This is a genomic window from Bradyrhizobium sp. SZCCHNS2022, from assembly GCF_032377575.1.
Classification (GTDB): domain Bacteria; phylum Pseudomonadota; class Alphaproteobacteria; order Rhizobiales; family Xanthobacteraceae; genus Bradyrhizobium; species Bradyrhizobium aeschynomenes.
The window spans coordinates 7,274,922-7,288,584 of record NZ_JAUHHZ010000001.1; the positions used below are offsets into that span (position 1 = coordinate 7,274,922).

At 64.6% G+C, this 13,663-nt stretch carries 14 protein-coding genes; 11 read left to right on the forward strand and 3 right to left on the reverse strand.

Annotation, left to right across the window (positions count from 1 at the left end; translation table 11 throughout):
• The first annotated feature begins 21 nt into the window (after positions 1-21).
• The 8 genes from QXZ94_RS32475 to QXZ94_RS32510 all read left to right on the forward strand — a co-directional run bounded on the left by QXZ94_RS32475 (position 22) and on the right by QXZ94_RS32510 (position 8,721).
• Entirely contained in the window at positions 22-897 is an 876-nt protein-coding gene (locus tag QXZ94_RS32475) for a phosphoribulokinase (protein WP_172131560.1), read from the forward strand.
• Positions 894-2,933 (forward strand): transketolase, encoded by a 2,040-nt coding sequence (gene tkt / locus QXZ94_RS32480; RefSeq protein WP_315725337.1) that lies wholly within the window; start codon positions 894-896, stop codon positions 2,931-2,933. Before QXZ94_RS32475 ends, tkt begins: the two co-directional genes overlap by 4 nt.
• A gap of 47 nt (positions 2,934-2,980) precedes the next feature.
• Positions 2,981-4,063 carry a class II fructose-bisphosphate aldolase gene (fba, locus tag QXZ94_RS32485; RefSeq protein ID WP_315725339.1) on the forward strand — a complete coding sequence of 361 codons (1,083 nt, stop codon included), beginning with the start codon at positions 2,981-2,983 and terminating at the stop codon, positions 4,061-4,063.
• A 35-nt stretch (positions 4,064-4,098) separates the two neighbouring features.
• On the forward strand, positions 4,099-5,559 hold the full coding sequence (locus QXZ94_RS32490; protein WP_315725340.1) for a form I ribulose bisphosphate carboxylase large subunit: 1,461 nt from the start codon (positions 4,099-4,101) through the stop codon (positions 5,557-5,559).
• Between the two features lie 74 nt (positions 5,560-5,633).
• Complete coding sequence (locus QXZ94_RS32495; protein WP_172131562.1) at positions 5,634-6,053, forward strand: ribulose bisphosphate carboxylase small subunit; 420 nt, start codon at positions 5,634-5,636, stop codon at positions 6,051-6,053.
• A 158-nt stretch (positions 6,054-6,211) separates the two neighbouring features.
• On the forward strand, positions 6,212-7,147 hold the full coding sequence (cbbX, locus tag QXZ94_RS32500) for a CbbX protein (RefSeq protein ID WP_315726671.1): 936 nt from the start codon (positions 6,212-6,214) through the stop codon (positions 7,145-7,147).
• 5 nt (positions 7,148-7,152) lie between these two features.
• Entirely contained in the window at positions 7,153-7,875 is a 723-nt protein-coding gene (locus tag QXZ94_RS32505; protein WP_315725342.1) for an HAD-IA family hydrolase, read from the forward strand.
• Positions 7,876-8,025: 150 nt separating this feature from the next.
• Positions 8,026-8,721, forward strand: a complete 696-nt coding sequence (locus tag QXZ94_RS32510) for a TetR/AcrR family transcriptional regulator (protein WP_315725344.1) — start codon at positions 8,026-8,028, stop codon at positions 8,719-8,721.
• A gap of 43 nt (positions 8,722-8,764) precedes the next feature.
• Here the strand turns inward: QXZ94_RS32510 and QXZ94_RS32515 are convergent, their stop codons facing one another.
• Together QXZ94_RS32515 and QXZ94_RS32520 are read right to left on the reverse strand one after the other, a co-directional pair.
• Positions 8,765-9,355 (reverse strand): PepSY domain-containing protein, encoded by a 591-nt coding sequence (locus tag QXZ94_RS32515; protein ID WP_315725346.1) that lies wholly within the window; start codon positions 9,353-9,355, stop codon positions 8,765-8,767.
• 162 nt (positions 9,356-9,517) lie between these two features.
• Positions 9,518-9,727 carry a hypothetical protein gene (locus tag QXZ94_RS32520; protein ID WP_315725348.1) on the reverse strand — a complete coding sequence of 70 codons (210 nt, stop codon included), beginning with the start codon at positions 9,725-9,727 and terminating at the stop codon, positions 9,518-9,520.
• A 253-nt stretch (positions 9,728-9,980) separates the two neighbouring features.
• On the opposite strand from QXZ94_RS32520, the gene QXZ94_RS32525 reads away from it, so the two are divergent.
• The 3 genes from QXZ94_RS32525 (at position 9,981) to QXZ94_RS32535 (ending at position 12,938) form a co-directional block, all read left to right on the forward strand.
• Complete coding sequence (locus tag QXZ94_RS32525; RefSeq protein WP_409998518.1) at positions 9,981-10,796, forward strand: lytic transglycosylase domain-containing protein; 816 nt, start codon at positions 9,981-9,983, stop codon at positions 10,794-10,796.
• A gap of 154 nt (positions 10,797-10,950) precedes the next feature.
• Positions 10,951-11,877, forward strand: a complete 927-nt coding sequence (locus tag QXZ94_RS32530; protein WP_315725350.1) for an aminoglycoside phosphotransferase family protein — start codon at positions 10,951-10,953, stop codon at positions 11,875-11,877.
• An 8-nt stretch (positions 11,878-11,885) separates the two neighbouring features.
• On the forward strand, positions 11,886-12,938 hold the full coding sequence (locus QXZ94_RS32535) for a GNAT family N-acetyltransferase (RefSeq protein ID WP_315725352.1): 1,053 nt from the start codon (positions 11,886-11,888) through the stop codon (positions 12,936-12,938).
• On the opposite strand, the gene QXZ94_RS32540 is transcribed toward QXZ94_RS32535, so the two are convergent.
• On the reverse strand, positions 12,909-13,535 hold the full coding sequence (locus QXZ94_RS32540; protein ID WP_315725354.1) for an HAD-IA family hydrolase: 627 nt from the start codon (positions 13,533-13,535) through the stop codon (positions 12,909-12,911). The genes QXZ94_RS32535 and QXZ94_RS32540 overlap by 30 nt on opposite strands.
• Positions 13,536-13,663: the final 128 nt, after the last annotated feature.

A 13,663-nucleotide genomic window follows, 5' to 3' on the forward strand; every position in this document is an offset into this window, starting at 1 on the left:
CGCGCCTTCCGGAGAAAAGTCATGTCACGTCGTCATCCCATCATCTCGATCACGGGCTCGTCGGGCGCCGGCACCACGTCGGTCAAGAAGACCTTCGAGAACATCTTCCGCCGCGAGAACGTCAAGGCGGCCTATATCGAGGGCGATGCGTTCCATCGCTACAACCGCGAGGAGATGCGCCGCAAGATGGTCGAGGAGGCCGAGCGCGGCAACAAGCATTTCAGCCATTTCAGCCCCGAGACGAATCTGTTCGAAGAGCTCGAGAAGACGTTTCGAGACTATTCCGAAACCGGCACCGGGACCACGCGCCACTACGTTCACGACGAGGAGGAGGCGCGGCTCTACGATACGAGGCCCGGCAATTTCACCGAATGGAGCCGGCTGCCGGAAGACTCCGACCTGCTGTTCTACGAAGGCCTGCATGGCGCCGTCGTCACCGAGAAGGTCAACATCGCGCAGCATGCCGACCTGAAGATTGGTGTCGTGCCGGTGATGAATCTCGAATGGATCCAGAAGCTGCACCGCGACCGCGCCTCGCGCGGCTACACCACCGAGGCGGTCACCGACACCATCCTGCGGCGCATGCCCGACTATGTGAACTACATCATCCCGCAATTCTCGGAGACCGACATCAACTTCCAGCGCGTGCCGACGGTCGACACGTCGAACCCGTTCATTGCGCGGTGGATCCCGACACCCGACGAATCGATGGTCGTGATCCGCCTGAAGAACCCCCGCGGGATCGACTTCCCCTATCTGCTCTCGATGATCCAGGGCAGCTTCATGTCGCGCGCCAACTCGATCGTGATCCATGGCTCGAAGCTCGATCTCGCCATGCAGCTCATCCTCACCCCCATGATCATGCAACTGATGGACCGAAAGAGGCGCACGCTATGACCGCCACCGCCGTGCAGACGCTGGCCCCCAAGACCGATCTCAAGGCCGATCCCAGCCATGCCGAGATGGCGAACGCCATCCGCTTCCTCGCGATCGACGCCGTCGAAAAGGCGAAGTCGGGTCACCCCGGCATGCCGATGGGCATGGCCGACGTCGCGACCGTGCTGTTTTCCCGCTTCATGAAGTTCGATCCCACCGATCCGGCCTGGCCCGATCGCGACCGCTTCGTGCTGTCGGCCGGCCACGGCTCGATGCTGCTCTATGCGCTGTTGCATCTCACCGGCTACGAGTCCGTCACGCTCGACGAGCTGAAGAAGTTCCGGCAGTGGGGCGCCAAGACGCCGGGGCATCCGGAGTATGGCCACACGCCGGGAGTCGAGACCACGACCGGGCCGCTGGGGCAGGGCATCGCGACCGCTGTCGGCATGGCGCTGGCCGAGCGCCTGATGAACGCGCGCTATGGCGACGACCTCGTCGACCACTACACCTATGTGATCGCCGGCGACGGCTGCCTGATGGAGGGCATCAGCCACGAGGCGATCTCGCTCGCCGGGCATCTCAGGCTCAATCGGCTGATCGTACTGTTCGATGACAACGGCATTTCTATCGACGGCTCGACCGGGCTTGCCTGCTCCGACGATCAGCTCGCGCGCTTCGCGGCTTCGGGCTGGGCGACCAGCCGCATCGACGGCCACGATCCCCAGGCGATCGAAATGGCCATCGCGGCGGCGCGGCAGAGCGATCGCCCGACCATGATCGCGTGCCGTACGACCATCGGCTTTGGTTCGCCCGGACGCCAGGGGTCGGAGAAGGCGCACGGCGCGCCGCTCGGGCCGGAGGAGGTCGAGAAGACCCGCGCCGCGCTGCATTGGCCGCACCGGCCGTTCGAGGTTCCCGCCGACGTGCTGGTGAGCTGGCGCGAGATCGGCGCGCGTGGCAGCAGCGTGCGGCAGGCCTGGAAGGAACGCGCGAGAAAACTCTGCAGCGCCGATCGCTCACCCTGTCATGATGCGCTCAACAAGAAGCTGCCAGCGGCCTACACCGAGCGCATGGCGCAATTCATTGCGCAGCTCACGGCCGAGAAGCCGAAGATCGCCACGCGCCAGGCGTCGCAGAACGTCATCGACGTGATCGCGACCGTGCTGCCGAACCTGCTCGGCGGCTCCGCGGACCTGACTCACTCCAACCTGACCAAGGCGAAGACGCACAAATCCGTCACGCCATCGACCATGGACGGCAACTACATTCACTATGGCGTGCGTGAGCACGCGATGGCCGCGGCCATGAACGGCGTTGCGCTGCATGGCGGCTTCATTCCCTATGGCGGCACTTTCCTCGCGTTCGCCGACTACAACCGTCCGGCGATCCGCCTCGCGGCGCTGATGGGCATCCGTGTCATCCATGTGATGACCCACGACTCCATCGGCCTCGGCGAGGACGGCCCGACGCACCAGCCTGTCGAGCATGTCCCGAGCCTGCGCGCCATTCCCAATCTTCTCGTGTTCCGTCCGGCCGACGCGGTCGAGACGGCGGAAGCCTGGGACTGCGCGCTGCGCGCCGAGACCTCGCCTTCGGTGCTCTGCCTGTCACGACAGGCGCTGCCGGCCTTCCGCACCGAGACGTCCGACCACAACAAGGTGGCGCTCGGCGCTTACGTGGTGGTCGAGCCCGAAGCCGGCCGCGACGTCACCTTGATTGCGACCGGCTCGGAGGTGGCGATTGCGCTGGAGGCGGCCAAGCTGCTGGCCGCGGAGGGCGTGCAGGCGGCGGTCGTGTCGGCACCGTGCTTCGAATTGTTCCGCAAGCAGACCGCGGAGTATCGCGCCGAGGTGCTCGGCAACGGTCCGCGCATCGGGGTCGAAGCCGCGATCGAGGGCGAGTGGGCGCGCTGGCTCGGCGATGCCGGCGAGTTCGTCGGCATGCACGGCTTCGGCGCGTCGGCGCCGGCCGATGTGCTCTACCGCGAATTCGGCATCACGCCGGCGGCCGTGGCCGATGCCGCCATGCGCAACATCATCCGGGCGCGCGCCAACTGACGGCGCACGACACGACAGAACATCGAAACAAGGGACGGAGACCCACCATGGCGCGGATCACGCTCAGACAATTGCTGGACCATGCCGCCGAGCGCGGCTACGGCGTGCCGGCGTTCAACATCAACAACATGGAGCAGGGGCTCGCGATCATGGAGGCGGCCGCCGCCGTCGATGCCCCCGTCATCATCCAGGCCTCACGCGGCGCGCGCTCCTATGCCGGCGACATCATGCTGTCGAAGATGATCGACGCGCTGGAGGAAATGTATCCGCAGATCCCGCTGTGCCTGCATCAGGACCACGGCAATGACGAGGCGACCTGCGCCACCGCGATCAAATACGGCTTTACGTCCGTGATGATGGACGGCTCGCTCAAGGCCGACGCCAAGACCGCCGCGGACTATGAGTACAACGTCGACATCACCCGCCGCGTCACCGACATGGCGCATTGGGTCGGCGCCTCCGTCGAGGGCGAGCTCGGCGTGCTCGGCTCGCTCGAACATGGTGGCGGCGAGCAGGAGGACGGCCACGGCCTCGAAGGCAAGGTCAGCCGCGACCAGCTGCTGACCGATCCCGACCAGGCGGTCGATTTCGTCCGCGCCACCAAGGTCGATGCGCTGGCGATCGCGATGGGCACCTCGCACGGCGCCTACAAGTTCTCGCGCCAGCCGGACGGCGAGATCCTCGCGATGAACGTGATCGAGGAGATCCATCGCCGGCTGCCCAACACGCATCTGGTGATGCATGGCTCGTCGTCGGTGCCGCAGAGCCTGCAGGACATGTTCAACCAGTTCGGCGGCGAGATGCCGCAGACCTGGGGCGTCCCGGTCGAGGAGATCGTGCGCGGCATCCGCCACGGGGTGCGCAAGGTCAACATCGACACCGACTGCCGGCTGGCGATGACCGCGATCTTCCGCAAGGTCGGCGCACAGTCGAAGGTCGAGTTCGATCCGCGCAAGTTCCTGAAGCCGGCAATGGATTCGATGCGCGAGTTGTGCCGCGAGCGCTTCGAGCAGTTCGGCGCCGCCGGCAACGCATCCAGGATCAAGGTCATTCCGCTGGCGGAGATGGCCAGGCGCTACCGCTCCGGTGCGCTCGATCCACGAGTTGGGGGAATGACTGAAGCTGCCTGACGTCCACGGCCACAACGAACATTCAGGAGGAACACATGAACGACCAGTCGATCACCGTCCGCGGCAAGGATCGCTACAAGTCCGGCGTGATGGAATACAAGAAGATGGGCTATTGGGAGCCGTCCTATCAGCCCAAGGACACCGACGTCATCGCGCTGTTCCGCGTGACGCCGCAGGACGGCGTCGATCCGACCGAGGCGTGCGCCGCGGTGGCCGGCGAGTCCTCGACCGCGACCTGGACCGTGGTGTGGACGGATCGCCTGACCGCTGCCGAGAAGTACCGCGCCAAGTGCTACCGGGTCGAGCCGGTGCCGGGCTCGCCGGGCAGCTACTTCGCCTACATCGCCTATGACCTCGATCTGTTCGAGCCGGGCTCGATCTCCAACCTGACGGCGTCCATCATCGGCAACGTGTTCGGCTTCAAGCCGCTGAAAGCGCTGCGGCTCGAAGACATGCGGCTGCCGGTCGCCTATGTGAAGACGTTCCAGGGCCCCGCGACCGGCATCGTCGTCGAGCGCGAGCGGCTCGACAAGTTCGGCCGTCCCTTGCTCGGGGCCACCGTCAAGCCGAAGCTCGGCCTGTCCGGCCGCAACTACGGCCGCGTCGTCTATGAGGCGTTGAAGGGCGGCCTCGACTTCACCAAGGACGACGAAAACATCAATTCGCAGCCGTTCATGCACTGGCGCGAGCGCTTCCTGTACTGCATGGAGGCCGTCAACAAGGCGCAGGCTGCCACCGGCGAGATCAAGGGCACCTATCTCAACGTCACCGCCGCGACGATGGAGGACATGTACGAGCGTGCCGAGTTCGCCAAGGAGCTCGGCTCCAACATCGTCATGATCGACCTCGTCATCGGTTACACCGCGATCCAGTCCATGGCCAAGTGGGCGCGCCGGAACGACATGATCCTGCATCTGCATCGCGCCGGACATTCGACCTACACGCGGCAGCGCTCGCATGGCGTCTCGTTCCGCGTCATCGCCAAATGGATGCGGCTCGCCGGCGTCGACCACATCCATGCCGGCACCGTGGTCGGCAAGCTCGAAGGCGATCCGAACACCACGCGCGGCTATTACGACATCTGCCGCGAGGACTTCAATCCGATGCGGCTCGAGCATGGCGTGTTCTTCGACCAGAACTGGGCGAGCCTCAACAAGCTGATGCCGGTGGCCTCGGGCGGCATCCATGCCGGCCAGATGCACCAGCTGCTGGATCTGCTCGGCGAGGACGTCGTGCTGCAGTTCGGCGGCGGCACCATCGGTCATCCTCGCGGCATCGCCGCCGGTGCGACCGCCAATCGCGTCGCGCTGGAGGCGATGATCCTCGCCCGCAACGAGGGCCGCGACTACGTGCATGAGGGCCCGGAAATCCTGGCCAAGGCGGCGCAGACCTGCACGCCGCTGCGCGAGGCGCTGGAGATCTGGAAGGACGTCACCTTCAACTACGAATCGACGGATACGCCGGACTTCGTGCCGACCGTCACCCCCGCCGCTTAACCTCGTTCGATGCGTCGCCGCGCTGCGGGCCGGACACCGGCCCGCCCGGCCGCAAAACATCAGGAGCTCTCAACATGCGCGTGACTCAAGGCTGCTTTTCCTTCCTGCCCGATCTGACCGACGAGCAGATCACGGCCCAGATCCAGTACTGCCTCGAGAAGGGCTGGGCGGTGAACATCGAGTTCACCGACGATCCGCATCCCCGCAACACCTATTGGGAGATGTGGGGCCTGCCGATGTTCGACCTGCGCGACGCCGCGGGCATCATGCGGGAGCTTTCCGAATGCCGGAAGATCTATGGCGACCGCTACATCCGCATCTCGGCATTCGATTCCTCCCATGGCTGGGAATCGATCCGGCTGTCCTTCATCGTCAACCGGCCGCAGAACGAGCCCGGCTTCCGGCTCGATCGCCAGGAAACAGTCGGACGCAATCAGCGGTATTCGACGCGGTCCTACGCCGCCGAGCGCCCCGAAGGCGAGCGCTACTCATGAGAGCGGCTGCGCTGGAGTCCCGGTCCTGGCGGGACTTCAGCGCCGGCCCTGCCGCATTGATCAAGTCCGATTCGACGGTGTCCCCCGCTTGCCGGAGTTCGCGGGAGGACCTGCCGCCAGCGCGTGCGAACTTCGGCCAAGCGGAGCACCAGCCCATGATGCAGGCCACGCAGGCGGATGCCGACAAGGCCACGCCGGTCGAAGCGATCGATCTGCGCCGCGAGTTCGAGAGCGTCGACATCGCGTCGGTGCTGGAGCAGCTCGACCGCGAACTGGTCGGCCTCACCCCGGTGAAGACACGAATCCGCGAGATCGCCTCCTTGCTGCTGATGGAGCGCATCCGTCAGAAAATGGGTCTGACGACCACGTTCCCGACCCTGCACATGTCGTTCACCGGCAATCCCGGCACCGGCAAGACCACGGTCGCGCTGCGCATGGCGGGCATCCTGCACCGGCTCGGCTTCGTCCGGCGCGGCCACGTCATCAGCGTCACCCGTGACGATCTCGTCGGCCAGTACATCGGCCACACCGCACCGAAGACCAAGGAGGTGCTGAAGAAGGCGATGGGTGGTGTCCTCTTCATCGACGAGGCCTATTATCTCTACCGGCCCGAGAACGAGCGCGACTATGGCCAGGAGTCGATCGAGATCCTGCTGCAGATCATGGAGTCGCAGCGCGAGGACCTCGTCGTCATTCTTGCCGGCTATGCCGACCGCATGGAGAAGTTCTTCCAGAGCAATCCCGGTTTCCGCTCGCGCATCGCCCATCACATCGATTTCCCGGACTACTCCGAAGGGGAGCTCTTGACGATCTCCGAGAGGATGCTGGAGGGGCAGAACTATCGCTTCACGCCGGAGGCGCGTGCAGCGTTCGAGAAGTACATCACGGTCCGGCGCACCCAGCCATTGTTCTCGAACGCGCGCTCGATCCGCAATGCGCTGGATCGGATCCGTCTGCGGCAAGCCAACCGGCTGGTGTCGCGGCTCGACCGCGTGCTGACATCCGACGACGTGATGTCGATCGAGGCCAGCGACGTGCTGGCGAGCCGCGTGTTTGCCAAGGGTGACAGCAAGGGCGATGTAAAGGCGGAGTAGACGTGATGAGCCTCGCATTGGTGAAGAATTCACCTCTTGAAGATCTCAGACGCCGCATTGCCGACGCCGGCGCATTGATCCTCGATGTCGACGGGACGCTCGCGGAAACCGAGGAGATCCATCGCGAGGCCTTCAACGAGGCCTTCGTTGCGGGCGGCATCGACTGGCATTGGGGCCGCCGGATCTACAAGGAGCTGCTGCGCGTCGCCGGCGGCAAGGAGCGCATCCGCGCCTTCGACCAGATGCGGCGCTCCGGCCCACCCCTCAGCGATGCGGTGATCGCCAAGCTGCATCGGATCAAGACGGAGCGGTTTGCCGCCATCATGTCGGAGAAGGGCTGTCCGTTGCGCCCCGGAATCAGGGCGCTGCTCGACGCCGCCTGGGCGCGCGAGCAACGGATCGCCATTGCGACGACCACGACGCGGGTCAACATCGATGCGCTGCTGGCACCCGTGCTCGGCAAGGAGTGGGAGGCCAGATTTGCCGCGGTCGTCGCGGCCGATGACGTCGCGCGCAAGAAGCCCGCACCCGACGTCTACCTGGAGGTGTTGTCGCAGCTGGATCTGCCCGCCGCCAGCTGCATCGCCGTCGAGGATTCCGGTAACGGGCTGATGGCGGCGACGCGCGCCGGCGTTCCCGTGCTCATCACCCGCAGTCTCTATTTTCACGATGATGTATTTGACGGTGCATTAGCGGTGCTCGATGATCTCAGCGAGCTTGCTCCCTGAGGTGTTTTGATGGTCGAGCAAGTTCTGCACGGCTAATTATGTACACCAGGATGCGCATAGCTGCCTCGCAACAGCCGTTCTATTGCCGTTCAGCCGAGAACGTGTAATCCCTTGACGACATGCTGACATGTCGAGTCGAGGTCGTAGAGTATGGCCCGCACGCAGGCCAAGGTGAAACGGAGTGACACCGCGCGCACGGTCGCGCTGCGCGGGCGGGTCGGGCGGCCGCCGAAGGCGTTGGCCGGTAATATCGAAGAGCGGATCCTGGACGCGGCGCGTGAGGTGTTTCTCGAGCGCGGATTCGACGGCACCAGCATCGATGAGATCGCCGAGCGCGCGCCGGCCAGCAAGCCGACCATCTATGCGCGCTACGCCGGCAAGCCGGCCTTGTTTGCCGCCATCGTCGAGCGCTCGATCGGCGAGCTGGTGAGTTTGCGCTCGTCCTATACGCCCCCGGTCGGCACCGTTCAGGAGCAGCTGGTGGGACTCGCGATGGCGATCGTCGACCGCGCCTTCAAGGAGTCGATCGGATTGTTGCGGGTCACGATCGGCGAAGCCTATCGCTTTCCCGATCTCAGCTGCCAATTTCACGAGGTCTCGCGCAAGCGGACGGTCCAGGTGGTGGCGGTGCTGCTTGCCGACACGCTCGGCTCGGCCGGTCTGCCCGCCAGGCGCGGGCCGTCGAAGGCGTCGGAGGCGTACGCGGAGATCTTCATCGACCTGATCGTGCTGCCGCTGCTGATGCGCGCGCTGATGGGAATGAAGGAAAGGACCATTCGCAAGGAGATGCCCGGCTTCGTCCGCGAGCGGGTCAAGATCTTCCTCGCCCTGCACGCCAAGGCATGAGGCCGCAGCTCCGGGGTTCCTGAGGCCGCGATGTGGCCGCGCTTCAGCGCCGCCGCATCGATGTCGGCTCGAGCGTGACCTGCTTCAGGTCCTTGCCGCTGACCACGACGACGATGAAGGCGAGCTTGCCGTCCTTGCTGATGAGGCCGCCGCTGATCGCCTTGCCGGCCGCGGAGCGTTCCGCGATCCGGATCGCATCCGACATTCTCAGTGACACGGTGGTGAGCGCAGCCAGGCTCGAGCGGTCGCTTTCGCTGAGGCCCTGCACGGTCGAGAACAGGACGGTGTTCAAGACCTTGGCGGTCGAGCCGTCGATATCGGATTCCCAGATCTGGCCACTCTGCAGGGTGCGGACCTTGTAGACGGGCGCGTCGAGCCCGCCCTCGAAGCTGATGTCGGCGGTCCTGGAGCCCGGATGAATCTTCTCCGCGATCCGCAGCGCCTGGTGCAGCGACACCTCCGTCCGGCGGAACCGCTCGAGCTCGCGGTCGATCGCGACCTGGCTGAGGGCCGGATCGCTGGGGGCTTGCGAGCTGCCGGCCTCCGGCGTGTCGGTCGCCGAGGCGCCGGCCACGGCGTGCGCCAGCGGGGTCGATGACAACAGGATGAGGGTGAGGAGGATGATGCGTCTCATGGGCGTCCTGGTGCCTCAGATTCGAGCCGTACTTCTAGAGCATTCCTGATTAAAAGGTCGTAAAAAACGAAACTGTATCGTTCTATAATCGCGCCGGCGGTGGCCGTCAAGCCTCGGGGAACGGGAAGTGTCTGGACCCGGAAGCGACCGGAGCGGGCGATGTCATGGCCGCCGGCGTCGAGCGCGTGCCTGTCGTCGGTGCTGAAGCCCCACCTCCTGGCCTTCCGGAACGGACGGGCCGATCGCCATCATGTTGAACGCCAGCCTGTTGTGCCTGGCAAACTGGTAGGTCGCCGAAAGATGCCTCTGGATCGCGCGCTTGCTCTTCATGCCCTCGATCGGCTTGCCATCGGAGGCGGCTGCGATGAGCAAGGCGGCAGATGATCACGATTGCGGGAGCCGTGGCGTAGGAACCCGTGGCGCATGTCGCGGGCGGTGCGATCAGCGCAAGCGGACAGGGGCGGTCATTCCTGCCGGCCGGCGCGACCGGCTATGATTTTTTCTCATTTCCGATAGGTTGGCGACGTTTCAACCATAGCGGCCAATATTGCCGCGCCGAGCGTCCCATCTCACGCCAGTGCAGCCGAGCAAGCCGCAGGCGCGGGACGCGATCAAAGGAGTATCGATGACCAAGCGCCGGGCCATGACTACCTTCACCTTCACCGTGGCTGCGTTGTTCGCAGCCTTCGGCAGCGGTGCGCAGGCGGCGCAGTGCGGCAGCTCCCCCGCGGGCTTCGAGACCTGGAAGCGCGAGTTCAGCGAGGAGGCGCGGGCCAAGGGCGTCGGCGGCACCGCGATCGCGGCGCTGATGCAGACCAACTACGCGTCCGCCACCATCGCGGCCGATCGCGGCCAGCGCAGTTTCCAGCTGTCGCTCGATCAGTTCCTGGCCAAGCGCGGGGCGCCTGCGATCGTCGCGCGCGGCCGGCAGTTGAAGCAGTCGCAGGCGGCAATGTTCGCTTCGATCGAGCAGCGCTATGGCGTGCCGCCCGGGCCGCTGATCGCGATCTGGGGCATGGAGAGCGCGTTCGGCAGCCAGCGCGGCAACCAGCACATGCTGTCGTCGATCGCGACGCTCGCCTATGACTGCCGCCGGCCGGAGTTCTTCACCGACCAGCTCTATGCGGCGTTGAAGCTGATCGATCGCGGCGTGCTCTCGGGCAACACCCGCGGCTCGATGCATGGCGAGGTCGGACAGACGCAGTTCATGCCGAAGAACATCCTGGCCTATGGCGTCGGCAATCTCGACGTCGCAGCCAACGCGCTGGCCTCGACCGCCAACTTCCTGCGCGCCAATGGCTGGAAGGCGGGCGCCGGCTATCAGCCGGGCGAGCCGAACTTTGTTGCGATCGAAGCCTGGAACGCCGCCGGTGTCTATCAGAAGGCAATCGCGCTGATGGGCCGCCAGATCGACGGCGGCGGCTCGGCCGCGGCGCGCTGAGGCGGGCAGGGCCGGTGAAGAGCGTTCGTCCGCCCAAGCACGGACGGCGCTTTCCATGGAGCCGCCAGCGCATCATGGCTCAGGTAACCTTAGGTTGAGGTGGCGGTGAAGATGTGCAACTGTCGCGCACGCCAGGATTGGGGCTCTTCGGCCCATGACACCGTCGTTGTCACATATGAAATGGTCTCTCGATGACGTGCTGCGGGAAGTTCGTGCCGCGAATCTCGATCTTGCCGTCGAGAGCACCGAAGTGCTGGGTGGCGGCATCGAATTTCAGGTGTTCCTGGCCCGCCTGAAAGGGCGCGAACCGGTCGTCCTGAAGTTTCCCGGTGAGCGGTGGATCTTCAACGACAACGACCAGGGGCTCGACAGCTTCCAATTGCTCGATCAGGAGCATGCATTGCTCGGCCGGTCACGCCAGCATGGCATTCCCGCGCCGCATGTCGTCGCATATCTTCGTCCAGTTCGCGGACCTCACGTGCTGATCCTCGAGTTCATCGACACGGATGCCGTCCCGGTCGATCCGTTTGAACTCGGACGGATCGTAAGACGGCTGCACGAACTGCCTTCGCACGGCCTGAGCCCGATCGCGCAACGGGGTCAACCGGCTGCGATCACCGTGGCCCAACTCACTGCGGCCCGGCTCGGAGTGGTCGCGAGGTCGGCAGGGCTACCGGAGCCGCTTCCAAGCGAGGAGTTTCTCTCCCGCCGGCTGCGCCCCATCGACCAATCCGCGTGCTTGCTGCACATGGACCTTCGGCCGGCAAACTATCTCTCCCGACAGGGGCATCTGCTGGGCCTCATCGACTGGTCCAACGCCCTCGTCGCTCATCCCTTGCTGGAGCTCGCACGGTTGGAGGAATATGGCGAACTGACGGAGCGCTTTGCCGAAGGTTACGATTCGCCGATGCTGCTGGCGGAGCTGCAAAGTCCGCTCGGGCTTTGCTGCCGTCTCTATACGGCCGCGATGCTGGCCGTCGTGTTCCTGTCGGAGGCCCCAGATCCAGACCTCGCTGCGATGAAGGTCGCAAGGCTGCGGGATTTGTTGGCGCAGTTGCGGAACGTCAGCGACGATGGATGAGCGGTCCGGTGGACGAGTCCGACGCCCTTGAAGGCTGGGAGGCTCTCTGCCGGGAGGTCGGCTCGCCATTCCATACGGCCGCATTCTGTTCGGTCATACAACGGCATTGGCCGGGGGCAGACCAGGCGCGCCATGTCGTCGTCAACAATGGCGGCATTTGCCAGGCGGTGGTACCCGGCTTCCTCTACGGCGCCTGTCCGCGTCTCGACTATTATCGCGCCAACGTCGTGCCCGCTCTGGCGGGAGAGATCATCGGCTCTCACGCCCTGGTCGGCTGGCTGGGAGGGCCCATTGCACGTCATGGGGCGGCGTTGATCGAAGCCCTCGAAATTCATCTCGATCTTTGCCGTGACAACAATGCGATGTCGTTTCTCTTCGGGATCGATGGACGCGCCCATCATCTGCTCCAAGAACTGGCCGGCATCGGCTACCGTCTCGGCCGTCTGCAGACCAACATGGTCCTGGACATCCATCCCGACCATGCGATCGATCCGGTCACGCGGCTCAAGAGAAAGGAACGTGCGGAACGCAGGCGGGTCATGCGTCGTGCCGACGAGGCCGGCCTGAGGCTCAGAATCGTGACACCGTCACAAGCGGTTCCGCTTGCCGAACTCATCAGATCCGGCGTGTCCCCGTCGAACGATCAACGGGACATCTTGCCGGCCACGTTCCTTCGCGGTGTGCTCCAGGCCGATCTTCCCGGTATGGAGGTCCTGCTTGCCGTCACGCCGAACGACGAGGTCGCAGCCATCGCGTTGAACTTCCGGTGGCGCGAGACCTACTATCTCTGGCTCTCCGGAAATCGGAAAGATCTGGCCAAGCCGTTCTATCCGTCCGACTTTCTCTATCAGCATGCGATCAGGCGAGCCGCAAATCTCGGAATCACCGAAATCCAGGGCGGGCGGTCTCCTTACCCGATCAAGCTGGCCTATGGGTTTCGGGGCGTCCCGATCATGTGTGCGATTCATCCTCTCGCCGCGATCAGCCAGACTGCGGTCGACGGCTGGATTGCGGCTCAGACCGCAAGGCATCTAGCGACCTACCCAGAGATAGGCCTCTAGACCCGCCTCGCATGCCGAACGGACATTCGCCGCATCGTCGTCGAGCAGCGCAATCGCTCCGGGCGGCACCGCCAAAGTACGGATGAGATAGTCCCAGATCGCTTGATCGGGCTTGCGAAGGCCAAGTTCGGCCGAGATGTAGAGGCCGTCGAATGTCGCCATCGGCACCTTGTGGCCGATCACCTCGCGCCCGTTGGACCAGTAGTTGCTCAGGACGAAGAGCCGCGTGTGCCGGCGCGTGCGGCTCAGTACATCGAGAAGGGGCTGATCGGCGACGTTCGCCGCAAGAAAGGCGTCCCAGATCTCGCGCATCGCCCGTTCGGAAATGCCGAGGCTTCTGCCGATCTCGTCCAGAACCTGATCTGCAGTGATCCGCCCGAGAAGCCCGGCGTAGGAGGCCACGTTCTCGAAGAGCAGCGAGGTCAGGCTGGCTTGAACGTCGAGACGGTGTCGCCGCATCAAGGCGCGGATCTCCGGCGTTTCCTCGAAATTGCAGAGCACGCCGCCAAAATCGACCAGCAGGACCTCGACCGGTCGCGCCAATGTTCGCTCGAGGTTATTGCACTGCAAGCATCTGAGGTCGGTGTTCATGGCCATGGCGATGCGACCTGAGGTCTCGATGGAAGTTGTCTCGCACGTGCAAGACTTCGCTTGCAACAGGTTGTATTCCAACCTAAGATTGTATAACTGTACGGCAAGTTTTTTCATTGCTCGGAACGCGGGCC